Source organism: Conexibacter sp. W3-3-2 (assembly GCF_009707605.1).
In the GTDB taxonomy this organism is placed as follows: Bacteria; Actinomycetota; Thermoleophilia; order Solirubrobacterales; family Solirubrobacteraceae; genus Paraconexibacter; species Paraconexibacter algicola.
Genome location: NZ_WLYW01000004.1, coordinates 1 through 21,713 on the forward strand (window position 1 = coordinate 1; position 21,713 = coordinate 21,713).

Annotated in this window: 25 protein-coding genes; 14 read left to right on the forward strand and 11 right to left on the reverse strand. The window is 71.7% G+C overall.

Going from position 1 to position 21,713, the window contains the following annotated elements; translation table 11 throughout:
• Positions 1 to 2,241 precede the first annotated feature (2,241 nt).
• Positions 2,242 to 2,445, forward strand: a complete 204-nt coding sequence (locus GKE82_RS25700) for a hypothetical protein (RefSeq protein ID WP_154735745.1) — start codon at positions 2,242 to 2,244, stop codon at positions 2,443 to 2,445.
• A 59-nt stretch (positions 2,446 to 2,504) separates the two neighbouring features.
• On the opposite strand, the gene GKE82_RS25705 is transcribed toward GKE82_RS25700, so the two are convergent.
• From GKE82_RS25705 to GKE82_RS25715, 3 genes are all read right to left on the reverse strand, one after another.
• Positions 2,505 to 2,708 (reverse strand): hypothetical protein, encoded by a 204-nt coding sequence (locus GKE82_RS25705; RefSeq protein WP_154735746.1) that lies wholly within the window; start codon positions 2,706 to 2,708, stop codon positions 2,505 to 2,507.
• Positions 2,709 to 2,819: 111 nt separating this feature from the next.
• Positions 2,820 to 3,362: a hypothetical protein gene (locus GKE82_RS25710; RefSeq protein WP_154735747.1), complete on the reverse strand. Its 543-nt coding sequence runs from the start codon at positions 3,360 to 3,362 to the stop codon at positions 2,820 to 2,822.
• Positions 3,363 to 3,893: 531 nt separating this feature from the next.
• Positions 3,894 to 4,376, reverse strand: coding sequence for a hypothetical protein (locus GKE82_RS25715; RefSeq protein ID WP_154735748.1), 483 nt, complete (start codon positions 4,374 to 4,376; stop codon positions 3,894 to 3,896).
• An 831-nt stretch (positions 4,377 to 5,207) separates the two neighbouring features.
• Here GKE82_RS25715 and GKE82_RS25720 point away from each other — a divergent pair.
• From GKE82_RS25720 to GKE82_RS25785, 12 genes are all read left to right on the forward strand, one after another.
• Positions 5,208 to 5,894, forward strand: coding sequence for a hypothetical protein (locus tag GKE82_RS25720; RefSeq protein ID WP_154735749.1), 687 nt, complete (start codon positions 5,208 to 5,210; stop codon positions 5,892 to 5,894).
• 1,219 nt (positions 5,895 to 7,113) lie between these two features.
• A complete protein-coding gene (locus tag GKE82_RS25725; RefSeq protein WP_154735750.1) occupies positions 7,114 to 7,305 on the forward strand; it encodes a hypothetical protein in 192 nt (63 codons plus the stop codon).
• Positions 7,305 to 7,868, forward strand: a complete 564-nt coding sequence (locus GKE82_RS25730) for a hypothetical protein (protein ID WP_154735751.1) — start codon at positions 7,305 to 7,307, stop codon at positions 7,866 to 7,868. The genes GKE82_RS25725 and GKE82_RS25730 overlap by 1 nt, the downstream gene beginning before the upstream one ends.
• Positions 7,841 to 8,125 (forward strand): hypothetical protein, encoded by a 285-nt coding sequence (locus GKE82_RS25735; RefSeq protein WP_154735752.1) that lies wholly within the window; start codon positions 7,841 to 7,843, stop codon positions 8,123 to 8,125. The genes GKE82_RS25730 and GKE82_RS25735 overlap by 28 nt, the downstream gene beginning before the upstream one ends.
• Positions 8,126 to 8,165: 40 nt before the next feature.
• Positions 8,166 to 8,642, forward strand: a complete 477-nt coding sequence (locus GKE82_RS25740) for a hypothetical protein (protein ID WP_154735753.1) — start codon at positions 8,166 to 8,168, stop codon at positions 8,640 to 8,642.
• Positions 8,643 to 9,011 (forward strand): hypothetical protein, encoded by a 369-nt coding sequence (locus tag GKE82_RS25745; protein WP_154735754.1) that lies wholly within the window; start codon positions 8,643 to 8,645, stop codon positions 9,009 to 9,011.
• A gap of 1,577 nt (positions 9,012 to 10,588) precedes the next feature.
• Positions 10,589 to 11,701: an ATP-binding protein gene (locus tag GKE82_RS31815; protein ID WP_375337068.1), complete on the forward strand. Its 1,113-nt coding sequence runs from the start codon at positions 10,589 to 10,591 to the stop codon at positions 11,699 to 11,701.
• Between the two features lie 103 nt (positions 11,702 to 11,804).
• Positions 11,805 to 12,572 (forward strand): hypothetical protein, encoded by a 768-nt coding sequence (locus tag GKE82_RS25760; protein ID WP_154735757.1) that lies wholly within the window; start codon positions 11,805 to 11,807, stop codon positions 12,570 to 12,572.
• Positions 12,569 to 14,290 carry a hypothetical protein gene (locus tag GKE82_RS25765; RefSeq protein WP_154735758.1) on the forward strand — a complete coding sequence of 574 codons (1,722 nt, stop codon included), beginning with the start codon at positions 12,569 to 12,571 and terminating at the stop codon, positions 14,288 to 14,290. The genes GKE82_RS25760 and GKE82_RS25765 overlap by 4 nt, the downstream gene beginning before the upstream one ends.
• A 286-nt stretch (positions 14,291 to 14,576) precedes the next feature.
• Positions 14,577 to 15,467 (forward strand): lytic murein transglycosylase, encoded by an 891-nt coding sequence (locus GKE82_RS30285; protein ID WP_309233847.1) that lies wholly within the window; start codon positions 14,577 to 14,579, stop codon positions 15,465 to 15,467.
• A gap of 17 nt (positions 15,468 to 15,484) precedes the next feature.
• Complete coding sequence (locus GKE82_RS25780; RefSeq protein ID WP_154735759.1) at positions 15,485 to 15,874, forward strand: hypothetical protein; 390 nt, start codon at positions 15,485 to 15,487, stop codon at positions 15,872 to 15,874.
• Positions 15,871 to 17,652 (forward strand): type IV secretory system conjugative DNA transfer family protein, encoded by a 1,782-nt coding sequence (locus GKE82_RS25785; RefSeq protein WP_154735760.1) that lies wholly within the window; start codon positions 15,871 to 15,873, stop codon positions 17,650 to 17,652. The genes GKE82_RS25780 and GKE82_RS25785 overlap by 4 nt, the downstream gene beginning before the upstream one ends.
• Before the next feature lie 23 nt (positions 17,653 to 17,675).
• Here the strand turns inward: GKE82_RS25785 and GKE82_RS25790 are convergent, their stop codons facing one another.
• The 3 genes from GKE82_RS25790 to GKE82_RS25800 form a co-directional block, all read right to left on the reverse strand.
• Positions 17,676 to 17,921, reverse strand: a complete 246-nt coding sequence (locus tag GKE82_RS25790) for a hypothetical protein (protein WP_154735761.1) — start codon at positions 17,919 to 17,921, stop codon at positions 17,676 to 17,678.
• A 77-nt stretch (positions 17,922 to 17,998) separates the two neighbouring features.
• A complete protein-coding gene (locus GKE82_RS25795) occupies positions 17,999 to 18,262 on the reverse strand; it encodes a hypothetical protein (RefSeq protein WP_154735762.1) in 264 nt (87 codons plus the stop codon).
• 68 nt (positions 18,263 to 18,330) lie between these two features.
• Positions 18,331 to 18,603 (reverse strand): hypothetical protein, encoded by a 273-nt coding sequence (locus GKE82_RS25800; RefSeq protein ID WP_154735763.1) that lies wholly within the window; start codon positions 18,601 to 18,603, stop codon positions 18,331 to 18,333.
• Positions 18,604 to 18,896: 293 nt separating this feature from the next.
• On the opposite strand from GKE82_RS25800, the gene GKE82_RS25805 reads away from it, so the two are divergent.
• Entirely contained in the window at positions 18,897 to 19,307 is a 411-nt protein-coding gene (locus GKE82_RS25805) for a hypothetical protein (RefSeq protein ID WP_196189476.1), read from the forward strand.
• Here the strand turns inward: GKE82_RS25805 and GKE82_RS25810 are convergent.
• The 5 genes from GKE82_RS25810 to GKE82_RS25830 form a co-directional block, all read right to left on the reverse strand.
• On the reverse strand, positions 19,228 to 19,722 hold the full coding sequence (locus GKE82_RS25810; protein WP_154735765.1) for an RNA polymerase sigma factor: 495 nt from the start codon (positions 19,720 to 19,722) through the stop codon (positions 19,228 to 19,230). The two genes, GKE82_RS25805 and GKE82_RS25810, sit on opposite strands and share 80 nt — an antisense overlap.
• 274 nt (positions 19,723 to 19,996) lie before the next feature.
• Positions 19,997 to 20,359, reverse strand: coding sequence for a hypothetical protein (locus GKE82_RS25815; protein ID WP_154735766.1), 363 nt, complete (start codon positions 20,357 to 20,359; stop codon positions 19,997 to 19,999).
• The gene (locus GKE82_RS25820; RefSeq protein ID WP_154735767.1) at positions 20,349 to 20,537 is read right to left on the reverse strand and encodes a hypothetical protein; all 189 of its coding nucleotides are present in this window, start codon (positions 20,535 to 20,537) and stop codon (positions 20,349 to 20,351) included. Before GKE82_RS25820 ends, GKE82_RS25815 begins: the two co-directional genes overlap by 11 nt.
• A 221-nt stretch (positions 20,538 to 20,758) precedes the next feature.
• Positions 20,759 to 21,124, reverse strand: a complete 366-nt coding sequence (locus tag GKE82_RS25825; protein WP_154735768.1) for a hypothetical protein — start codon at positions 21,122 to 21,124, stop codon at positions 20,759 to 20,761.
• A 288-nt stretch (positions 21,125 to 21,412) separates the two neighbouring features.
• Complete coding sequence (locus tag GKE82_RS25830) at positions 21,413 to 21,661, reverse strand: hypothetical protein (RefSeq protein WP_154735769.1); 249 nt, start codon at positions 21,659 to 21,661, stop codon at positions 21,413 to 21,415.
• Positions 21,662 to 21,713: the final 52 nt, after the last annotated feature.

Consider the following 21,713-nt stretch of genomic DNA (forward strand, 5'->3'; position numbering starts at 1 on the left):
CGCAGATGTTGAGCGTGCCGTCGTTGCCAGGCACCTCGGCCCGTGCAGGTGGAGTCTGACCGGCGGGCGGGAACGAGGGCGCGACGACCGACGTGATTGTGCGGCGTGACCGGACGGCGCCGGCGGCGGCGTTGGGCACTTTTTCGGAGGGTCGCTTACGAGGGCGTCCAGCTGCGTCCGCAGGCCTCGGGCGAGGATGCTTTGGGGCAGGATCGACACGTTGTTACCAGGGTCAGGTCGACGGCGGCCCGTGGGTCGCGTCGCCGGCGGACAGGGTGGTGGCCAGGTTCGGCCCCAGTTTTCCGGTTTCCGAGCGATCGCTCCAGGTCCTCGCGGGCAACTCTACGGCGGCGGGAGACGGTGAGCCGCGACGGGTACGTCCATGGCCACGCAGTCGCCAGGCCCTCGCCGACTCCCGCGGCGCGCCGGCGCCGACAGCAGCCCTCTGCGCTCCGACGCCCGCTCCAACTCCGACGCCCTCAGCGGCCCGGCCCCGACGCCACGGCCGGCGCAGCCGGCGGTGCGGTTCTCGTCGGTGTCCCCGCGGCGGGCGCAGGACGGTCGGGTGACGATCCGGGTTCCGCGGTACGCACAGTGAGCGCTCTGGCCGGGCGAGGGTGCGGCTGCAGCTGGGTAAGCAATTGGTGACGCCGCTGATCAGGCCCTTCGCGCGCAAGCTCTCGCTCGACCTCGGCGTGCGGACGACGGAGTACGCGCGTGACGGTCCGGGTGGTCGCGATCGAGCGGGACCAAGTCTGTGACCAAGACGGCGAGGGTGAAGCGATGACGGCTTGCTGCTCACGTGCTCGCCGCTGTTGGCGTGGTGCTCCTACCTCGTCGGCGAGAAGCTGCTTGCGTCGGCGGCGTGGTGATCATGGCGATCGCGCTGGTCAACGGCGTGATGCTCAGGGGCAGGTCGGAGCCTGATGACGTTCCGCGACGTTCTGCTGGGGCATTGGCGTGGCTGGTCGGCCGTGCTGTTCGGGATCCGTTACGGCGTGTGAGGGCGTCGACGAATCGCCGAGCCCGTGCTGACCCCGCTGGTCCGCTCGATCATCGACCGAGCGTCCTGGCGCGGATATCGATTCCGCCAGCGGCGCTGGCGGATGACGCGGCAGTGGCGATCGCGGAGCGGCATTGCCGCGGCGAGGACGTCGGCGTGCAGGCGTTCCGCGCTGACGGAAGGCGACGAGATCGCGGCGGCGGGAGGATGCGCGCTGCTGTTCCGGTGAGCGGACTGGTGGGAGGACGACTGCGGTTCGATCGTTGAGGTCGACGAGGTCGCGCACCTGTTCCCTTACTCCGATCGCCGCTGGTCCGCGTGGTGCCGCAGTCGCAGCGCCGCTGATCCCCACTAACCACACGGCCTGCGTCGGTCAGCGAGGCGGGGAGCTGGCCCGGTCTGCGCATAGTGCTGGGGCGCGCTCGATTAGCGTCGATGAGGCGCCCGGAGTTCGGTGAGGCTTCGGCCGCGGTAGTTGCTGGCGATGAGGGTGGTGTCGGGGCCGGTGAGGCCCTGGTCCCAGATGCGGCGCTTGTTGCCGTGGGTGGTCTGGCCGACGATCTGGCGGTCGTGGCCGTCGAGCTCGTAGCTGGCGAGGACGGTGCGCTTGCCGTCGCCGCAGGGAGCGTCGTCGCGACCGGGGTGATCCCAGCTGGGCGCCTCGTCGTCGGTCCAGGGCTGTCGCCAGTGCGGTGGGCCTGGTGAGGTCGCGGCCGGTGGGAAGGTCGCGCCAGCGCGGTCGGCCTTCAGCTCGCGGATGAGCCCGGAGGCCTGGGCGCTGGTGAGCTCGGGGCTGCGGGATGCTGCGCCCGGCCTGCCGGGCGGGGGTGGCGGGAAACGCTGCGCTGGCGCGGTGTGGAGGCTTATCGGGCATGTCGGGCTCCTTCGGTTTGTGGGGCCCGGTCCTGGTGCCAGACGGTGAGCCTCGGACGACGGGCGCGCGGAGCCGACGTGCGGAGCGGGCTCGAACACGCGCCCACCTTCCGGACTCTGGGCTAGCGCAGTAAGAAGGGCGGCCGGCCCGTGGGCCGGTGAAGGTGGCGTGGCGGATTGAGCGCGCGAGTGCGGCGGGAGCACGTCCGTCAACGTGAGCGATTCGCCTGGTGACCGGGCTCCGGGTCCTCCGACCGGCTTTGGTGCTCGAGATGCGCGTCGGCCTCATCGTCGTTCAGGTGGCTCCTGGTGCGGCGTTGCGCCACAGGGGTCAGATCCGATTGAGCGCGTGTCGGGTGTAGGTCATGCGATGCATTTCCGACGCTGAATGGGCGACGATCACCGAGAGCCTCGACCTGCTGTTGGTCTTCGAGCAGAGCGCGCGGACGCTCGCGGGGGAGGAGGCGAGCCTGCGGTTTCGCTGGTATGTCGTCGACAACCTCGAGCGCGGGATCGCGCAGCCGTTGGAGTTGGCGGTCGGCCAGCTCTTGACCGAACTCGGTCCGTGACAGGCGGCCACGGGCCCGCGGGTCGTCGTCACGTCCCGCCGAGCTGGTCGCGGAAGCGGTCACGGTCCTGGTCGCGGCGTGCGGCGCGTGCGCGTTCGAGGTCCTCGAGGGATCTTGGCGCGGCGGTCTGCGGGGATCGCTCGGGCGGTGTCGAGCTCGATCTTGGTGCGGGTGACGAAGTGGAGGTCGGGCGTGATGCCGTCGCGGCGGCGCTGTTCCCATTCGGAGACGTCGAAGGGGTCGATCCGGGCGCGGTAGTCCATCTGCAGGCGGCCGTCGGTCCCGACGTCGAGCCTGCGGCCAGTGAGGTGGGCGTCGCGGATCCAGAGACGCCGTTGGTCGTTCCAGGCTGGGGGTGCCCAGTCCTCGTCGATCTACGGGGTGCCGTCGACGAACAGCGGGGCGCCGTTGTCATCCAGCTTGATCCATGTCGGCCACGGCTGATCGAGGCGGAACGCGATCCGGCCTGCTGGCGCCGTGGCGCGCTGGGTCTGGCGGCGCGTGGCCCGGGCTCGGGCCTTGGCGTCGTGCTGCGGGTCGTGGGCGGCGGCCTTGGCCCGCATGCGCTTGGTGAGCCGGTCGAGGGCCCAGATCGCGCCCTGAGCGTGCGCCCGGCCGGGGTTCCGGCCGCGGCGCTGGCGGCGGTGAGCGCCAGGAGCGCGGCGAGCGGGTGCTCGGGGGAGGTGCTCGGGCCGGTGCCCGGCGTGGTCGGCGTAGCGGCGGCGTGCGCGCTGCAGGCGATCTAGGTCCTCGGGATTCGCGGCCGCCGCCGGCGCTGGGCCTGGGGCCTGGGCGAGGGCGAGCGGGCCGGCTATCGCCGCGGCCCACGCCTCCTTGAGCCGCGCTAGCGGACCCTGGCGATTGGCGGGCCACTCGGCGAGCTGCAGCGCGCGGCGTCGGATGGCGTCGGCGAGCATGCCGTGGCTCTCCGCGAGGGCCTCTTCTCGGGCTCGTACGCGCTCCAGGAGTGCCGCGAGGTCGACCCGGGCGCCGGAGGCCTGCAGATCGCCCGGAACGGCCCCGTGCGGGCCGTCTGAGGCCCCTGCGGGCACCCGGAGCGGCCCGAACCTCCTTGCTTCGATGAGGCTGTTCCCACTGGGCTCGAGTGCGGCCACGAGAGGTGCGCCTTCATCGGAGGCCGCAGGACGGCTGCATGACGAATCTCCGGGTGCATGCGCGCGCATCACGCCTGTGGTTGTTCCGCAAGCGTCACTGATCTTCGGTGCGTTTGAGCTGCGATCCCTAAGCGTGTCCCGAGGCGCAGCCGAGGGACGGCTGTTCTGAGACGTAGTCGAAGCCCCGAAGGGGTGCTGGAACTGTTGAGAGGCGCTCACGAGATGCGAGCGCCTTCTTGGTGCAGCGGGCCCGGCCCCGATCGGCGGCCTGCTCGGCGCTCAGCGGCTTCCCGCGGCGGGCTGCGCCCTTGACCCCGGTGGAGGAGCCGGTGTTCAGCGCACGGCCGTAACGGCGCTTCCACGCGCGCAAGCGCTGCCTGGCCTGGTCGAGCTCGTCGGGGAGACGTCCGGGGCCGGTCGTAGACGGATCTCGGTCCGGGCGGGCTCCTCCTCAAGGTTCAGGCCCGCGCGCCAGCGCGGGACGCCGCACTCCTCCAAGACGTCGAGCCACTCCCGCATCCGGGACTGGTGGCGATCGCGGTCCGTGAACCGCTCACCGTCCATCTTCCAGCCCGGGCGGTTCTTGGCCTGGCCGGCGACGAGCTGCCCCATGCTCGTGGCGAACGTCCCGGACTTCTCTACCGCGGCGAGCCTCCGCAGCTGCTCGAGCACCACCAAGACGCTCTTGAACGTGCGGACGTCGTAGAGCTGCCGGCGCGAGATCTCGCCGACGTCGACGAGCTCCTGCCGCTGCCGGGTCAGGAGCACCAACAGCACCAGCGGCGGCACCGGCGCCGGCAGATCGGTGCGCTCCAACGGCACGCACGTCGAGCCCCGAGCCCGCTTGAGACCTCGCTCACGGGCAGGATCGCTGATCGGTCGCGGGGGCGCAGCTGCGGGCATCGCCCGCGACCCTGCGAGGCAGCGTGCCCGCTGCCCAGACTGGCGTTTTGCTCAGTGAGAGGTGGCGCCGGGCTCCCGCGAGGGTGGCGTTTAGCTCACGTTCTGCGGACCGGAGAACGCCGCGTCGAGGGTGGTCCTTTGCTCACGGTCGGCCTTGATGAGGGGGCAGGGGTGGCGGTTTGCTCACGAAAGGGTGGCGGTTTGCTCACGCCAGCCCGCCGGCGAGGGGTGGCTTCTTGCTCACGGGCTCTCGTTAGAACCGAGATTTCCTCGCGAAACCTCGATCGACAGGTTCGATCTACGAGGGTGGTCCCTTTGCTCACGGTCGGCCTTGATGAGGGGCAGGGTGGCGGTTTGCTCACGAAAGGGTGGCGGTTTGCTCACGCCAGCCCGCCCGAGCGACGCGAACGGTCAACCGGGGCTCGGCGTAGAACGTCCGATTCGCAGTCGGTCGACCTCGCCTTGAGCGACCGCGAGCCGAGGGTGGTCCTTTGCTCACGATCAGCCCGTCGGAGCTTGAGGGTGGCGGTTTGCTCACAAGGTCGCACGAGCGTGGGCCCGCTGGAGGGTGGCGCTTTGCTCTCCTAAAGCTGGCGCGTTCGGAGAGTGGCGGCTTGCTCACGGAGAGGTGGCGGTTTGCTCACGGATCCCGTAGGAGCGTCCGGGGACGTCCTTAAGTTGCTCGCGTGTCGCACACCGCGCAGCGAACGTTGATGGCCAGCCCGGAGGGGTCATCGAGGGTGGATGGACGAGGATGCTGCTTCCTCGAGCGCGCAGCTGATGGGTGACGGTCCGTCGGGGAGCCTGGTCATCGATTCTCGCGAGGTCTTGCGCTCAACCGCCCGGGTCGTCGGTGCCGAGTTCGGCGAGCTCCACGTCAAGACGTGGATGGCTCTCGTGACCATCTTCGTGAACGACGGGCTCCCGGAAGACGGCACGGGGAGCAGCACGATCGGGGAGCTGGCCCGCACGATTTGGGGCGCCGACAAGGGGATGGGCGGCGGGAACACGAAGCGAGTCGTGGGGGCGCTTCTCGATCTCTACCGTGCAGAGGTCGCTCTTCCCGGCTTCAACATCGCTACGGGTGAGGCGGCAGATGGTCTCTCCCTGAGCCGCCTGCTCAGCGATCTCTACGTCGACGAAGCCATCCGCCAGGCGTTCGACCTCCCCGGGTCGCTGTCACCGAAGGACGCAGGGCGCCGTTTCGGCGCTACTCGTGGCGAGACGGTCACCTGGGTTTTCAACCGGCGCTACGCCGACCGGTTGGCGCAGAGCGAGCTACGACGCTTCGACTGGAGCAAGGCTCAGCAGCTGCGCGGAACGGCGATGGCGATGTGGCTCCTGTTCGGGTCTCCCCCGCGTGCCGTACCGCGACTACTTCGGCGGCGGCGACCCAGATCTCGAGCACGTGTGGGTTCCGCTCACGCTTGAGCAGTGCCACGCGCTCGGCGTCCATGCTGCGACCGACGCCGCTAGGCGTCGGACTCTGAACCAGGCTGGGGCCCGAGTCTGCGCAGCCGATCCGATGTTCGTCGCTATGGAGGCGCACGGAAGCCGCGGTAGTCAAAGCGCGCTTCACGTAGTCCGGCGCCGGTCGCATGAGCGTTCGCTCTTGCGCCCCTATGAGCAGACGATGCAACTGACACTGACCTCCGGCGGTCAGTAGATCGTCAACTCCCCGGCGTACCGCGGCACATGGTGCGCCGCGTTAGCGGCTAGGGGTATCGGCCACGCCCTCACCTGATGGCCACATCGGTCGGCCTGGGCGGGGCGGGCACCAGGATGGCTGATCCGGTCAGAGCTTGGCCAGAAGCGCGGGCGAGAGCAGCGCGGACGCGCCAGGTCTTCTGGGCTGGGACCTGTGGGGGTTTGGTGTCGGGGTTAGGTGTCATGGACGCCTACGACGACGAGCTGGACGTTGCGGCTGAGGACGCGCTGCTGTTCGGAGATGAGGATGCGGCTGGGGATTCGCGGGCTGCGCCGGAGCTTGAGCTGAAGCCGCCGGGTCCTCGGCGGCATTCGCCGGAGCTGGGTCCGCGGGTGTTGGCGGCGTGGCGTCGAGGCGACGGGGAGCCGGTCGACCGCGAAGCGGACGTCGAGGCGGAGGGCACGGCGCCGATGACGGCGGAGCCGTTGTTCGCGTCAGCGGTGGAGGAGGCGCCGGTGCCCCGGCGTGCGCCGCTTGTCGTCGAGGCGGAGTCGGGGCCGCGCAGCCTGGGGCCGGCCCCATGCCGTCCGACGAAGGTGGAGCCGGTCGGCGGGTCGCCGCGCCTCGGGTGGCGGTGGCGGCCGGGCTCGGGGTGGCCGCTGTGGCGGTGGCGGCGTTGGTCATCCCGTCGCTGGGTGGCGAGCGCTCGTCGGCGTCGGCGTCGGCGGTCCCCGTGCCGACGGCGACCCCGGCGCCGGTGACGCGGACGGTGACGGTGACGGCGGCGCCGCGTCCTCGGAAACGGCCGACGTCGCCGCGGCCTGCGGCAAAGAAGCGGGTCCGGGCGAAGCGGCCGGTGGCGGTGCGTCGCGCGGTGGTGCCTGCACCGGCGCGGCCTGCGGTCGGCGCGCCGGCGGTGCCGGTGTATCGGGCGCCGGCGTACCGGGCCCCGTCGTCGGGCTCGGGCGCGGATGCGGCGTTTGGGGTGAGGACGCCGTGAGCGTGGGCGAGCTGAACGAGGCTGTCGCTCGGTTCCGCGCCCGGACGGCGGAGCCGGCTGCGGTGCGGGTGGCGCGGCCGGCCGTGGGGGTGGACCGCCCGCGGCCGCCGTTTGCGGTTCGTCGCGTCGCCGAGGTGGCGGCCGCGGTCGCGCTGGTCGTGCTCGTGGCGCTGAGGGTCGTGGGGGGCGTGTGATGAAGCGTCGGGTGTCGGTGCGCCGGTTGCGGTGGCGGGAGTCGTACAACCGGGTGCTGCTGAGCGTGGTCCTGGTCGCGCTCGGAGGATTTGGGGTGTGGCGGGCGGTGGATCCGCCGCGGGCGGTCGTCGTCGAGCGTCCGGTCGGCCGTCTGGCTGATCCGACGTCGGCGGCTCTGGCGGAGCGGTTCACGGACGCGTTCCTGGGCTACGACGCCGCGGCGCCCCAGCCGCGGGAGGACACGCTGCGGGCGATCACGGGGGATGGCCCGGTCGGGGCCGCGTCGATGAGCGTCCCGGCGGACGGTCGCCGGCGGGTGCGGGGCACGCGGATCGTGCAGGACCTCGAGACGTCGCTTGGTCGGCGGTACGTCGTGGAGGCTGACACGGACACCGACGGCCCGATGTACCTCGCGGTCACCGTGCGCCGGACCGAGGACGGTCCGCGGATCGTCGGGTATCCGGCGATCGTCGGGGCCCCTCGTCCGGTGAGGCGGTCGATCTGGCCGACCGGGGCGATGAGGCGCCGGATGAGGTGCGCGCGATCAGCGAGCGCGCGTTGAGGAACTTCCTGGCGGGCGATGGCGGGAACTTGCGCGCGGATCTCGCGCCGAGTGCCCGGGTCAGCTTGCCGTCGGTCGCGTTGCGACTGGACCGCGTGCTGTCGGTGCGGTGGAGCGAGCGTGGCCGGGCGGTGATGGCGACGGTGGTCGCCTCCGACCGGCACGGGGCGTCGTTGACGCTCGGCTACGAGCTCGGGGTGGAGCAGCGAGGTCGCTGGTTCGTCGCGGGCATTCACAACGACCCCGCGGCCGGCTAGGCGCGCGGGACAGGAGGTACAGACGATGTTCAGTTCAGGGATGCCGCGGGAGGTGGCGCGGCTGCTGGCGATGGTGGTCGTGCTCGTCTTCGCGGCGAGTGCGGCCGCCCCGGTGGTCGCGTCGGCTCAGCAGAGCTCCGGCGGGATGGTGACCGGGTCGGGCTGGGGCGGGGAGACCGGTCGGGCCGCCGGCGACAAGCCGGTCGGCGTGGGTGCGTCGGGCGGGTTCGGTGACATCGCCAAGAACACCAACGGGACCGTGAAGACGGTCGCGACGGTGCTGGTGGGGATCGGGCTGATCGTGGCGATCGGGGTGGCGTGGGCGCAGACCAGCGTGAAGACGCTGGGGTTCGCGGTGCTCATGGCGATCCTCGCCTCGATGGCGATCAGCGGCAAGCTCTACAACGCCGCGGAGGACACCGGCAAGGACCTCGGCGGGACCGGCACCACCGGCTCCGTGCACGTCCCGAAGCCGGCCGACCTGTCGGCCGCGCTGGCTGCGGGGCGGGTGGCGTAGGTGTCGGTCGACGCGGAGCCCGGGGTTCGGGTGCAGGTCGTCAACTTCGACAGGTTGTGGGGCGCGGATCCGCGCTGGTACCGGCTCGGCGACGACGTGTCGCTGGGCCGCCGCGGCGTGTCGCAGACGATGGTCCTGTACCTGGTCGCCGGGCTCGCGTCGGCCTGGTTCCTGCGTCAGGTGCCGCCGGCCAGCTGGCTCGTGGGCGAGATCTCGTGGTGGCTGTGGATGCCCGCCGTCGTCGGATCGTTCACCGCGGCTGCCGCGGTGAAGCCCAACGGATTGCGGATGCACGAGTTCCTCCCGGCGATCTTGGGCGCGGCGGTCTCGCCGCGCTGTCACTGGGCTGGGAGCCGGCGGCGGGCTTGAGGGCACGTGGACCGCTGAGGATCTGCCGCTGCTGGGCGACGGAAGCCCCGGCGGCGAGGAGATCCGCTATCGCGGCCCGGGCCGCGTGCGGATCGCTGGGGAGGTGACGCGCACCGGCGACGAGCTCGTGGTGCGCGCGGGTGGTCAGGGCGGCCAGACGGTCGTCGTGGATGCGGGCCAGACCGTGCGGATCACGGTCGATCGAGGGAGTGAGGCAGGGTGCAGCCGCTGACGTGGGTGTCGGGCAATGTCGTCTACGCGAGAGGCATGGACGACCCGTGGGCGGTCTTCCGGCTGCCGACGCGCAACTACGCGCTGCGGAAGGTCACCGACCGGCTGGGCCTGGTCGAGCAGATCGCCTCGCTGACCCGCGACGTCGAGGCGGACCTGCAGCTGCTGCGGGTCGCGCGCTGGTGGGACGGCGAGCGCTACGAGGATCTCGACGAGGCCGCCGAGCGCGGCGCGACGGACCCCGAGCTGCGCGCCGCCCGGGCCGCGTACCGGGCCGAGCAGGCCGCGTCGCTGTCCGGGGCGTTCGCGCCGTCCGAGGCGTTCGTGGCGATCTCCCTGACGCCGGCGCGACGGGCGCGCGGCGAGGTCGCCGCGGAGCTCCTCGAGGATCCGCGCTCCGGTCTTGACCGGTGGCGCTCGAAGCTTTCCAAGGTCTCGCTGGCTTCGGGCCGAGATCTCGCCGAGGTCGAGCGCGATCACGAGCTGGCCGACGAGCTGTTCGACCGCGTGCGCGGCGCCGTGAGCGGCGCACGGCCGGCGGATCTCGCCGAGGTCGAGTGGCTGGTCCGTCGCGCGTCGACGCGCGGGCTCGGGGAGCCGGTCGTCGACGGCCTGCACCACCCGCGCGCCGTGCTCGCCCAGCGGGGCGGACGCTCGCGCCTGACACCGTGCTCGGCGGACCTGCTCGCGTGGGCCGGGCACATCACCCGCTACCGCGATGCGGTCCACGTGGTCGGCGAGCTGGGCAACTCCTGGCAGACCACGTTGGTCGCCGAGACACTCCCGGTCGACGACCTCGCCCCCTCCGTGGCGCTCGAGGTCATGTGGCGGCCGTGCGACCGCCTGCCGTTCCCCGTCGACGTCACCCTCTCCACGCAGTACATCTCGCCGGCCCGGGCCCAGGCGCAGGTGCGAGCGGAGATGGCGAAGGCCGACGAGGCCGCGGACGAGGAGCACCTCGCCGCCCGCGGCGTCAGCGACGCGACCCACGACCGCACGCAGGTCGCGCGTGACGCGGAGAGCTACCTCGGCACCGGCGAGCCGCTCTTCGCCGGCGTGCTGCAGATCACGGTCGCCGCGGAGTCGCGGGAGGAGCTGCGCCGGCGGGTGCGGGAAGCGAAGACGGCGTGGTCGGCGCACGGGATGCGGCTGCGGGTCCCGATCGCGCAGCAGCTGCAGGGCTGGTTCGCGAGCCTGCCCGGCCAGCGCCCGTGGGTGCGCGGGTTCACCCGGCGGATGAGCGCCGAGCAGATCGGCGCATTCGCACCGACCGCCACCCGCCGCCTCGGCGCCGGGGACGGCTGGGTCTGGGGCCACACCCGCAACGCCTCGGCGACCGTCGTGCGATGGAACCCCGCCGACGGCTCGAAGCTCAACCGGGCCGCGGGGATCTTGATGGTCGGCGACTCCGGCGCCGGCAAGACCACCGCCGGCGGCAAGCTCGCGATGGAAGCCGCCCTGGACGAGGCGATCGTCTTCGACTCCACGGGCAAACAGGACGACCACCACTGGCAATCCGACCCCGCTCTCGGCGACCGCGTCGACGTCGTCACGCTCGGCGCCGACCGCCATCTGCGCGGCCTGCTGGACCCGTGGCGCAACGCGCCGCCGGAGCTCCGCTCGGACGCCGCCACCGACTTCCTCACCGCACTGCTCCCACGGCTCGCGCCGGCCGTCTGGGAGACCGAGCTGCAGCAGGCCGTCGCCGCCGTGCGCGAGCACGAGGCACGCCCGACCAACTCGCACGTCCTTCGCGCCCTGCGCGCCCGCGGGGAGACGAGGCGATCGCTCTGGTCGAGCACCTCGAGACCTACGCGACCAACGGCCTCGCGCAGCTCGGGTTCGCACCCTTGGACGGGTCGGTCCGGGCGATCGGGGATCGGCAGATCACCTGCATGGTCACCGAGAACCTCCCCGTCCCGGCGCGCGGGGTGTCGCGCTCGGAGTACGAGCCGCTGGAGCGGCAGGGCGCAGCGTTGACGAAGCTCATCGCGCTGTTGGGGATGGGCGTGATGAGCAGGTTCCCCGACCGCCAGAAGTTCATGTGCTTCGACGAAGCCCGGCTGCTCCTCGACGATCCGGCCGGGCGGCGGATGATCGACAGCGCGCAGCGCCTGGGCCGCTCCAAGCAGGTCGTCCCCGTGATCGCCACGCAGTACGCCGCCGACGTCGGCCTCGAGCGCGGCTCGGTCGGCGCGCTGTTCGGAGCGGTGTGGGCGTTCCGCGCGGTCGACGAGGCTGACGCTCGTCAGCAGTGCGAGCTCCTGGGGATCGACCCGGAGCCCGACACACTGCAGACTCAGGTCGGCCTCGACGACGGCCAGGCCACCGTGCGCGATCACCGCGGGCAGATCGAGACGATCCAAGTCACGCTCCCGGCCAGCTTTCGGCGGCGTGTGGAGACCAACCCGCTCAAGCGCGCCGCGCAGCGTCAGGCGGTAGCCACCGATGCGCGCTGACCGGTGGATCGTGCTGGTGGCCGTGGCGATCGCCACGGCCCTGACCTTGGCCGGACCGGTGGGCGCGCAGGAGCGACGTCCGGCGACCGATCCCCCTTCGCCCGTGAGCACGCCGACGCCGGCGACCACCGGGATCGGTGGAACGTCGGCGAGCGGGACGGTCGGGACGGGCGCCCCGGCGGGGATCGGGGTCGGTGGCTCGAGCAGCCTGCAATCGGGGGTCGTGCGCGGCGCACGCGGGGACGATCTGCTGTCCGGGAACGGGTTGAAGTCGCCGTGGTGCAAGGTCCCGATGGGCCGCGAGGCGGCGGCCAACTGCGCGGTCGGCGGGCAGGCGTCGACGATGGCCGTCGGCAACCGCTGGTCGTGGGACATCCACGTCGACACCAAGTCCTGGACCGGCGCGCCGCGGCCCGGCGACACCTTCATCGCGATGCTGCTGGAGCTGCTGCGGTTCGGCTGGGGCCTCATGGTCCTCATCACCCGCGGCTGCTTCTGGCTGGTCGAGTTCGCCCTGGGGTTCCAGCCGCTGGATGGCTCCGGCAAGACCGGGCTGGCCCGTGAGCTCTCCCGGGGCGCGGACACGATCACCCGGCCGCTGGCGTTGCTGCTGGCCCCGATCGGGGCGGTGTGGCTGATGTGGACTGCGCTGCAGCGCCAGCGGCAGGGCGAGGCGCTACAGCAGCTGGCGCTCATGGCCGTCTTGGGCGCGGTCGGTCTCGCGGTCATGCACAACCCGGTCGCGACGATCAACGGCGTCGCGACCTCTGGCCAGCAGCTCGGCCTCGCCGTCATCGGTGCCGCATCCGGCAACGGCTCCAACGGGGAACGGGCCGCGCAGAGGGCCTGGGGTCGATGGGGCGCAGCGTGATCGACCAGCCGCTGGCGCTCCTGCAGTTCGGCGACGTCGACTTCGGCACCAACCCTGACCGCCTCTCACCCGAGCTGCGCGCGGCCGCGGTGAAGCGGGCGGCCGGCGAGAACAACCCGGAGCGGGTCAAGGCCGTCGCCGCGGCGCGCACGAACCTGGAGCTGTTCACGGCGTGGCCGATGAACGCCGGCGCGCGGAACTCGATCAACGACGAGGACAGCCTGCTGCGCGTGATGTGCGGCGCCGAGGACACCGAGAAGTGCGAAGGCCCGATGGCCGAGTACGCCCGCTTTCGCACCGAGTCCGGGGCGTGGGACCGGATGACCGGCCTGGTGCTGGTCTTGATCCCGATGGTCCCCCTGTGGGTGATCCTCGCGGTCACCGCGGTGCTGATGATGGCGGCGCAGATCATGGTCGTCGTCCGCACTGTGCAGTTGCTGTTCGTCGTGGCGCTCAGCACCGCCGGGAAGGCCGGGACCGAGCGCGTGGTCTCCTACGCCGGCGAGCTGCTCGGCGACCTGCTGGCCGCGTTCAAGCACGCGGCCTTCCTCGCGCTGGTGCTGGTGATCTGGCGACTGTTCTCCGCGGAGGTCGGCACCGGCGCGATCGGCCAGTGGCTGGTACTGGCGATCGTCCTGGTCGTCCTGGTCATCAAGCGCGAGTCCCTGTGGGGGTTCGCCAGCAACGGCCGCCAGCGCGACGCCGGCGCCGCGATCGCCACCCGCCTCGCCGCGGGCATGGCGGTCCGATCCGCTGCGCGCGCGGTGATGAACCGTCGCGACCCGCGCATGCAGCACGCCCGGCTGATGCAGAAGCAGGCCAAGGCCCGGACCCGCAATGCGGACGGCTCCGGGACAGTGCCGGGGCAGCGGGCGCTCGGCGCCGCGCTGGCCGGTCCGATGGGCCCGCACCTGCGCGCCCCGGGCGCACACGAGCATCGCACCGCCGAGGATGCGCGCACGCCGCCGGTCGGCGCTGCTGGCGCCCCCGCGCCGGTGGCCGCGGCGCTCGGCGTTCCGGGCACGTCGCCGAAGGCGGCCGGAAACGCGGGCGTCGAGGTTCCGGCGGGCTCGGATGCGCTGGGGCAGGCCCGGGCGGACCGGGCGCGGCGGGTCCGGTCGACGCTCGACGAGCGCGACGCGCTGCTCGAGCGCAAGACGCTCGACGGCGAGCAGGAGCAGCAGGCTCGCACGCAGCTCGCTCGCCGCCGCGGCGAGCTGGCGCGCGTCAGGGATCTCCGCGGGGCCGAGCGCGACCCGCGCAAGCGGCAGGCACTGCGCAAGCGCGAGGTCAGCTTGCAGCGCCGCGCCGCGGCCTCGCAGGCACGCCTGGCGCGATCCGATCGGGCCCGGGACTTGGCGAAGGAGCCGCTGGCGGTCCGTCGCGAGAAGGCGAACACGTGGCTCCGCGCGCAGGCCAAGCTCAAGCCCGGGGCCGCCCCGCACGGGGCGGCACGTCGGCGTGAGTACCGCAACTACCCGCAGCTCGCCGGGCTCGCGGGGAGCAGTGCCCGGCAGTACCGCGACGGGTCCTCCGCGCAGCAGCTCGCCACCCGGGCGAAGGTCGACCGGGAGCTTCGCCGCCACCAGGCCGACGGCAAGGTGATGGCCAAGGACCGCGCCCGGGCCGCCAAGTCCGCCGCTCCCGTTGGGGGCGGGGAGAAGCAGGTGCCGTATCGCAAGGACGCGGGGCGTCACGAGCAGCGCAGGCAGGGATGATCCCGTTCCGACTCATCGCCGCTGCGGTGGCGATCGCCGCGCTGATCCTGCTCGGCTCGTTCATGGCCCTGTTCGGCGTGGCGGTCCCGTCGGCGACCGCGTGCACACCGGCGGGCATGTCACCCGTCCTGGCCGCCGCCGCGGCCGCGCAAGGCGTCGACCCCGGAGCGGTCGAAGGGCAGCGGGCGACGTTCCGCACGCTGCAGTCCGGCGGGGCGGTTGGCGATATCCCGCCGACCTACGCGGCGCTCTACCAGCAGGCCGCGGCGAAGTACAGGCTGGGGGAGTGGGCGACCTTGGCGGCGGTGGGGTCGATCGAGACCGACCACGGCCGCAGCCCGCTCCCGGGGTTCGGTCCGGCACCAACAGCGCGGGCGCCGCCGGGCCCATGCAGTTCATCGCCTCCACGTGGGCGGCGTACGGCGTGGACGGCAACGGCGACGGCCGCCGCAACATCTACGACCCGCAGGACGCGATCCCGGGAGCGGCGAACTACCTGAGCGCCTCCGGCGCGCCGGGGAGCTGGCAGAGGGCGCTGTTCGCCTACAACCACGCGCAGTGGTACGTCGACGAGGTCCTCGCCCGCGCCCGCGAGTACCGGGAGCTCGGCGCCGGAGCGGTCGCCGGCGCCGACCCGAGCATGCAGCTGACCAGCTGCGCCGCATCGGAAGACGTGGCGGCCGGGGGCAGCTCGGAGGTCGGGGCGCGGATCGTCGAGATCGCGCGCGGCGAGCTCGGCGAGCTTGAGCGGCCGATCGGCTCCAACTGCACGAAGTACAACGCCCCCGGCTGCTACGCGTGGTGCTCGGCGTTCACGACCTGGGTCTGGCAGAGGGCCGGCGTCCGCGTCCCGATCATCCCGTGCTCCGGGAACGTGCTCGGCTGGGCGGCCGCCAACGGCGGCCGCCGTCTCGGACCGGACGCGACGCCGGCACCTGGTGACGCGATCGTCTACGGCACCGGGCCGACGTGCCCGGCCAGCGTGCACATCGGCCTCGTCGAGCAGGTGTTCCCCGACGGGCGGATCGCTACGATCGAGGGCAACGGCAGCGACAGCGCCGTCTCCCGCAAGGCCCCGTTCTTCCCCGCTCAGGCGCAGGCCTCCGGCCGGCCCGGGCCCGTGTACGGCTACGCCCGCCCACCCGGCTCGAGCACCACGACGGAGGACCGCACATGACCCGACGAACGCTCACCGTGGCCGCGGCGATCGCCGCGGCCTTCGCAGGTTGCGCAGACGACGACGCTGAGCGCCAGCCGGTGATCGAGGCGGCACCGGTGATTCGGCAGGCGCCGAGCCCGGCCGGCCAGGACCAGTACACGCCTGAGCAGGCGCGCAAGGAGCGCCGCGCGCAGGAGGCGATGCCGGCGCTGCAGGACCTCCCGTTCACGGGCGGTGGTGTGCGGGTCGAGCTCGTCGACGTCGCGCCGGACGGTCGGCTGGTCGTGAAGGTCACGGCCGCCTCGGAGCGGCAGGCGCGGCGTGGGTACCGCCGTTGGCTTGCGCGTTCCGGGGATTCCGGGGCGCGCTTCGTGCCGCTCTATCGCTGGACCGCAGCTCAACGATCAACGAAGGGACGACGATGAGACGACAGGACGACGAGACCGCGCTTGTGACCGGGGTGCTGGTGATCGCCGCCGCGTTGGCGGTCGCGGTCGCCGCGGCGTACGTGATGTGCGCCGGGCCCGCGTGGGTCGCGACCGGCCAGCTGCCCGCGGTGTGGCCGACGCTTGAGGGCGCGGTCCGTCTCCCTGGCGAGCTCGCGGATCCGGCCCGGGCGTTCGCCCCCGAGGTCGCCGGGCTGATGCCCGGCCCGGCGGGGTGGTGGGCGGTGTTCGCGCTGATGACCGTCGGCACCGCCGCAGTCGTTCTGCGGGTGTGGTTGAGCGTGGACGGGTTGCGCGGCCGCGCTCGGATCGGCCTGCGCTCGTACGACCCGCGCGGTTGGGTACGGACGCGATCGTGGGCGCGGCCGCGGGATCTCGCGCACCTCCGTACCGGCGACGGGGATTCGTGGACGATGGTCCGGCTGGATCGTCGGCTGATCGGCACGCAGGCCGAGACGCATGTGCTGACGGTCGCCCCTACCGGCGCCGGCAAGACGTCCGGTCCGGTGGTGACGTGGTTGCTGGAGCACGACGGTCCCGCGATCGTGACGAGCAGCAAGACCGACGTGCTGAAGCTCACGCTCGGCGCCCGCCTCGCCCGCGGACCCGTCTGGGTCTACGCGCCCTTGGTGCCGCCGGACGCACTCTCGGTGAGGGGCGCGGGGTGGACGCCGCTTGCTGGGTGTGAGGAGTGGGAGTACGCGAAGCTCATGGGCCGCTGGCTGGCCGCAGCGGAGGGCGAGTCGGAGAGCCAGTCCGACGGCGCGCGGTTCTACCGCCACGCTGCGGCGACGCTGATCGGCCCGCTGCTGCACGCCGCGGCGCTCGAGGCACGGCCGATGGCCGACGTCCTGATGTGGATCCAGACGCGATCCACCGAACCGGTCGACTTGCTCCGTGGCCGCGGGGCGGTGGCGGCGGCGCGGACGGTGCAGGAGACGTGGAACCTCGACGACCGCGCGCGGTCGCTGACCACGCTCACCGCGCTGCAGCTGCTCGACGGGTTCACCTATCCGACGGTGCAGCGCCTGGACCGTCCGGACATCGATCCCGCGAAGCTGATCGCTGGCCGCGGGACGCTGTACATGATCGCCCCGGAGTCGCTGCAGGAGATCACCCGCCCGCTGTTCGCGGGGCTGCTCGCCGCGGTGTTCCGCGAGTGCGAGCTGCACGCCAACCGCAACGGTCCGCTGGACCCGACGCTGCGCGTGGTGCTCGACGAGACGCGGCGGCTGGCGGCGATCGAGGACCTCCCCGGGCTGCTGTCGGTGTGCCGCTCGTGGGGCGTGCGGGTGGCGACGGTGTGGCAGGGGCTTGGGCAGATCGAGCAGCGCTACGGCAAGGCCTCAGACGAGGTCCTGGGGAACTCGTTGGCCAAGCTCGTCATGGGCCCGTTGCAGGACGAGCAGACCCGCGACTACCTGGTCGACCTCCTCGACGAGGAGCGTCATGTGGAGACCAGCTACGACGTGTCGGGCCCGCTCGGGCGGACGGCTCGGCAGCAGTACGACCGCGAGCGCGACAAGGCCCGGGCGCAGACGCTCCAGCAGCTCGGCCGCGGCGAGGCGATCTACCTGCACGGCCGCGACCTGCCGGCCAAGGGCAAGGTGCAGCCCTACTGGGAACGCCCAGACCTCACAGCAGTCATGCAGGCCGGGGACACCTACCTGGCCGAACGCCGGGCGCGAGCCGCAGATCAGACCGCCACCCGGAGGATTGCGGCCACCGGTGCGGTCACCGAAGGGGAGAGGACCTGATGGGCGTCGTCCCTCGTTGGTGGCTACCAGTGGATGAGAAGCACCGTGAGAAAGCCGGCCGCGAACATCCCGGCAAAGACGGTCAAGGCCGATCGCGCACGCTGCGCTGCCCCGCGCTTTGCCCGTCGTAGCGCGACAAGCGCTACGACTAGGCCGCCGATAGCGAGCCAGGCTTGGACCCAGGCGACCACCTGGAGAAGGTCGTCGCGCTCGGACTGGATGCCGGCGATGAGCGCGGCGCTCGGGACCCAGAGCAGCGCCAGAAGCACTGCGGCGACACTCGCAACCGAGACGCTCGCGCTTGATTTGTCCGTGGTCACTGCTGGCGGTCGCAGGACGATTTCGACTAGGGGTTCAGCCGTCGACGCAACGCGGCGGCGATTGCTATCCCGATTCCGAGAAGAATGACGGTGAAGATGGCGTTCAGCGGAGCTGCGCTGTCGGCGTCGGGGGCGATGTCGGGCACGGCTCGCATCACCAGATAGCCGACGAAGCCACCCAAGGTGACGGCAGCCGTCGCGTCCGCAGTAGTCGTCCGGCACGTCACGTACGCGACTCCGATCACCGATAGCGAGAGGACGAGCGAGAACTGCAGCCAGGTTTCGGCCATGCCGCCAGCGACGACGAAGACGCTGGAGAATGCGGCGGTGGCCGCCGCTAGACGGTAAGCAGTTCGGTTCACTGGCCTGCACAGCCTCCTTCCTCGCGCGGGTGCAGCGAGATCCTCGCGATGTATCCGCTGTTGTCGAAGCCCTGGTACGGCCCATCGGCACCCGGGTGGTAGATGTAGCGCCGATAGGAGCACTGCCGCTTGAGCGCGGCGACCGATTGGCTGCGGACGGCGTCCCAGTCTCGGTCGGGCTGGTGGTTGAAAGGCTTGATTCCGCCGCCTTCGTCGTCGGCGGTGGCCGGGTTGTCCTTCGGGAAGAAGACGAGCTTCTCGTGATGCATGCCGGCGATCATGAACTGGTCTCGCCGACCGTGAGAGGCACGTTCTGCCAGTGTGGCTTGTCTTGGCCCAGGGCTAACGAACGTGTCACCAGGCGCCATTTTGACGATCTCCGCGGCTGCGTCGCGATGGTTGCTGAGGAATCGGCTGGCGGCTGGCCGCTTACCGCAGCGACCAACGCCGGCACGGAAAGCGCTCAGCTGCAGGAGTTTTCGAGCGAAATGGCACTTCCTGACACGTTCGTTAGTACTGGGCCGAGGGGGAGAGAACCAGGTCGTCCAGCCCTAGAAGGGGTATGGACACCTTGATCTCTTGGAGGGGCCGCGTGCGCGCGGTCGTCATCGGTGACGCGGTCAGGCTAACCGCCGAGCACCGCGATCTCGGCGCGGAGGACCCGGACACGCTCTGGGTCCTCGCGCTGGTCGCGCAGGCCCAGGCGTGGCCGCCCGACGCATTGTGGGACCAGGAGCTGGCCGCGCGAGCCGCGCGCACCACGCTCGCGCCGCCGGCCGACGTCGTCGCTGCGTGGTCGCGCGCGGAGGACCTGCGATCGCTGGCGGCTGCGCTCGGGGTGCCCTGGGAGGTCGCCCTGGCGCGGCTGCTGGACCGTGACGTGAGCGTCGCCTTCAGCGCGGCCGGGACGCCCGGGCTCGCGCGCGGCCCTCGACGGAGAGACGCTCGACGGCGCGCGCGCTGTCGCCGGTGATCTCCTGGATCTCACGGTAGCTGTGCCCGGTGGCCAGCAGGCCCAGGACCGTGCGCTGACGCTCGGTCAGCGACGCGGCCATCGCCGCGAGCTCCTCGCGCGCCACGGCCTTCTCGTGCGCGCTGGGCTCGCCGTTGTCGATGATCACGTCACCGATCGGAGCGTCGCGATCGCTGCGGGCGTGCGCGTCCAGGACGCGCCGGCGAGCGGTGATCGACAGCCAGCCGTACAGACGCGGGTGGCAGGTGAGGTCGACGTGCTCGCGCGTCAGCGCCAGCAGCCACGTGTCGGCAAGGGCCTCCTCGATCAGCGCCTCCGAGGCCCACGGCATCTGGCCGCGGACCTGGCGGTGCAGGCGGTCGGCGATCGCCTTGTAGGCGGCGGTGAACTGCTCGTTGCGGGTGACGGGCTTCATGGCTTCTCCTGACTCCCGCGCCTCGAGTGGCGCCGGGGTGGTCGTTGATGAAGCCGCCGGTAGCGGGACCGCACGCGAACGCACCCGCCACGATCAGCGCAGCGGGCCGGACCCGTAAGGGCCGGCGATCGTGGCGGGGCGGATTGCGCGCGGCCCCGCTAGGCATCAGGCAAAGCAACGACCACCCCTGCGCCGTCGCGAGACCTACGAGCCAGGATCAGGAAACAGCGTGGGTGCTCGTGTTCGCTGCACGCCAGCGGCGCGCGGATGTCGCTCACCGTGTGCGGCGTCGACGGCTGCGCGATGTTCGTCGGGAGAACGCGCCCGTGCAGAGGGTGGTGCGGGCCAGCAGGCGGGATTGGTCCAGGGGGTCCGGGTCCAGCGCGATCATCACGGTCCCGCCCACGGCCAGGTGCATGAGTGGCCGTTGGGTGCCGGGGGTCCAGGTCGGGCTTCCGGGCTTGATCGGGCACAGCGCGAAGAGCCGATTCAGCTCGTCGGCGATCTGGTCTTCGGGCAGTTCTCGGACGCGTTCGCGGTAGCGCTGGATGGCGTGGGCGCTGACCCTCACGGTGACCGCTTGTCCGCTGTTGAGGTGGCCGTCGACGAGGATGTCCCGCGCGATGTCACTGGTCATCGTCGTTGGCCAGTCGAAGGAGGCGGTAGGCCTCGAGGTCGTTGATGAGCTTGGAGGCCTCTTGGCGGTTTGGCGGTTCGCCGCCGCGCAGGAGTGCGGCGATGACGTAGAGCTGCTTGTAGGTCGGCGCCTTCTCCGCAGAGACCGTCTGCGGATCGACGAATGCAACGGGGTGCATGTCGGCTCCTCTTCGATGCAGTGGGCTGGACGTTCTCCTTTCGTTGTAGGACCTGGCTGAAAGGTCCGCGGGAGGCGGCGCGGCGAGCTATCCCGCGCGCGTATGAGGGCTCATGCCCGCGCGCATGAGGGCGCGCGCACGTCGCGCGCGCGCGTACGCGCGCGCGAGGCCAAACGCAACAACCTCACGATGCTGGCGCGCAGGCGCTTGGAAGTGCGAGATCAATGGCCGCCGATGGCGTGACCTGACCGCGCGGCGTGACAGGCGTCGACGAAGCGTCGATGTGCGATCCGCTGCGAACGGGTCGCGCGATGGTCGTGGGGGAGGTCGGGCCGTGCCACCGCGAGATCCGTCAAGAGGAGTGCGGCGGCGTGGTAGATCGCCGGCTTCGCGCGCGGTCCGCGAGCGAACGCTTCATGGCGTTCTCCGTCACTCGACACGAACCAGGCGCGGGCGAGAAACTCGAGGTCGTGCTGCGGCCCAGTGACGTCGACGATCAGCGCGCCAGCCGTCTTGCCCACGTATCGCAGACGGCACAGCCGTCCGAGCGAGACGCGCGTCGGGGGAAAGGTCCGGGTTTCGAGCACGCCAGGAGGGTCGGACGACCTACCGAACATCTGACACCGCATCCGACGGCGCGCGGCCGCAAGCGAGTCCAACTGCAGCCTTCCCGGCACAACCGCCGCGTCCTATTGCCGATAGGTGCTCGGACACGTCCCGAGAATCCAGTCGGTGTCCGCCGCGATCGGCAGGCGCCACCTAGTGGCCGACTCGCGGAGCATGTCCGGGAAAGGGCATTCTCGGACGTGGCAGCACGAGCGGGGGCCGCGAGGCCCGGCGGGCAGGCGCGGCGGACCGCTCCTGCCCGCAGTTAGCTACACCGCTCGCTGAGCGGCCTCGATTAGCTGGTCGCAGCATCCGGTGATGCTGAACTCGAGCCGATCTCCGCGCTGGTTCTTCAGGGTGGCTCGCGCTCGCTGGCCATGCTGCCGGCACCGGACCGACTCGATGCGTTCCGTGGCGGCCTTGACAGCCACGTCGCAAACTTCCTGCTGCATGCCGTCGAAGAACTGGCGCTGCGAGACGCGGCGACCGTTCAGCGTGTACTCCAGTTCGAATCCCATCGGGTTCTCTCTTTCCCGGCGAGCGATAGAGTCCGTCGCCGTAGTTCAGTGA

Coding starts and splice junctions, on each gene's coding strand:
- GKE82_RS25710 (WP_154735747.1), bottom strand. CDS start 3,362: ATGCTCGCCGACGCCATCCGACGCCGCGCGCTGCAGCTCGCCGAGTGG.
- GKE82_RS31815 (WP_375337068.1), top strand. CDS start 10,589: ATGGAACCCCGCCGACGGCTCGAAGCTCAACCGGGCCGCGGGGATCTT.
- GKE82_RS25705 (WP_154735746.1), bottom strand. CDS start 2,708: ATGGACTACCGCGCCCGGATCGACCCCTTCGACGTCTCCGAATGGGAA.
- GKE82_RS25700 (WP_154735745.1), top strand. CDS start 2,242: ATGCGATGCATTTCCGACGCTGAATGGGCGACGATCACCGAGAGCCTC.
- GKE82_RS25800 (WP_154735763.1), bottom strand. CDS start 18,603: ATGCATCACGAGAAGCTCGTCTTCTTCCCGAAGGACAACCCGGCCACC.
- GKE82_RS25830 (WP_154735769.1), bottom strand. CDS start 21,661: ATGGGATTCGAACTGGAGTACACGCTGAACGGTCGCCGCGTCTCGCAG.
- GKE82_RS25740 (WP_154735753.1), top strand. CDS start 8,166: ATGCCGCGGGAGGTGGCGCGGCTGCTGGCGATGGTGGTCGTGCTCGTC.
- GKE82_RS25795 (WP_154735762.1), bottom strand. CDS start 18,262: ATGGCCGAAACCTGGCTGCAGTTCTCGCTCGTCCTCTCGCTATCGGTG.
- GKE82_RS25815 (WP_154735766.1), bottom strand. CDS start 20,359: ATGACCAGTGACATCGCGCGGGACATCCTCGTCGACGGCCACCTCAAC.
- GKE82_RS25720 (WP_154735749.1), top strand. CDS start 5,208: ATGGACGAGGATGCTGCTTCCTCGAGCGCGCAGCTGATGGGTGACGGT.
- GKE82_RS25785 (WP_154735760.1), top strand. CDS start 15,871: ATGAGACGACAGGACGACGAGACCGCGCTTGTGACCGGGGTGCTGGTG.
- GKE82_RS25805 (WP_196189476.1), top strand. CDS start 18,897: ATGGACACCTTGATCTCTTGGAGGGGCCGCGTGCGCGCGGTCGTCATC.
- GKE82_RS25730 (WP_154735751.1), top strand. CDS start 7,305: ATGAAGCGTCGGGTGTCGGTGCGCCGGTTGCGGTGGCGGGAGTCGTAC.
- GKE82_RS25820 (WP_154735767.1), bottom strand. CDS start 20,537: ATGCACCCCGTTGCATTCGTCGATCCGCAGACGGTCTCTGCGGAGAAG.
- GKE82_RS25810 (WP_154735765.1), bottom strand. CDS start 19,722: ATGAAGCCCGTCACCCGCAACGAGCAGTTCACCGCCGCCTACAAGGCG.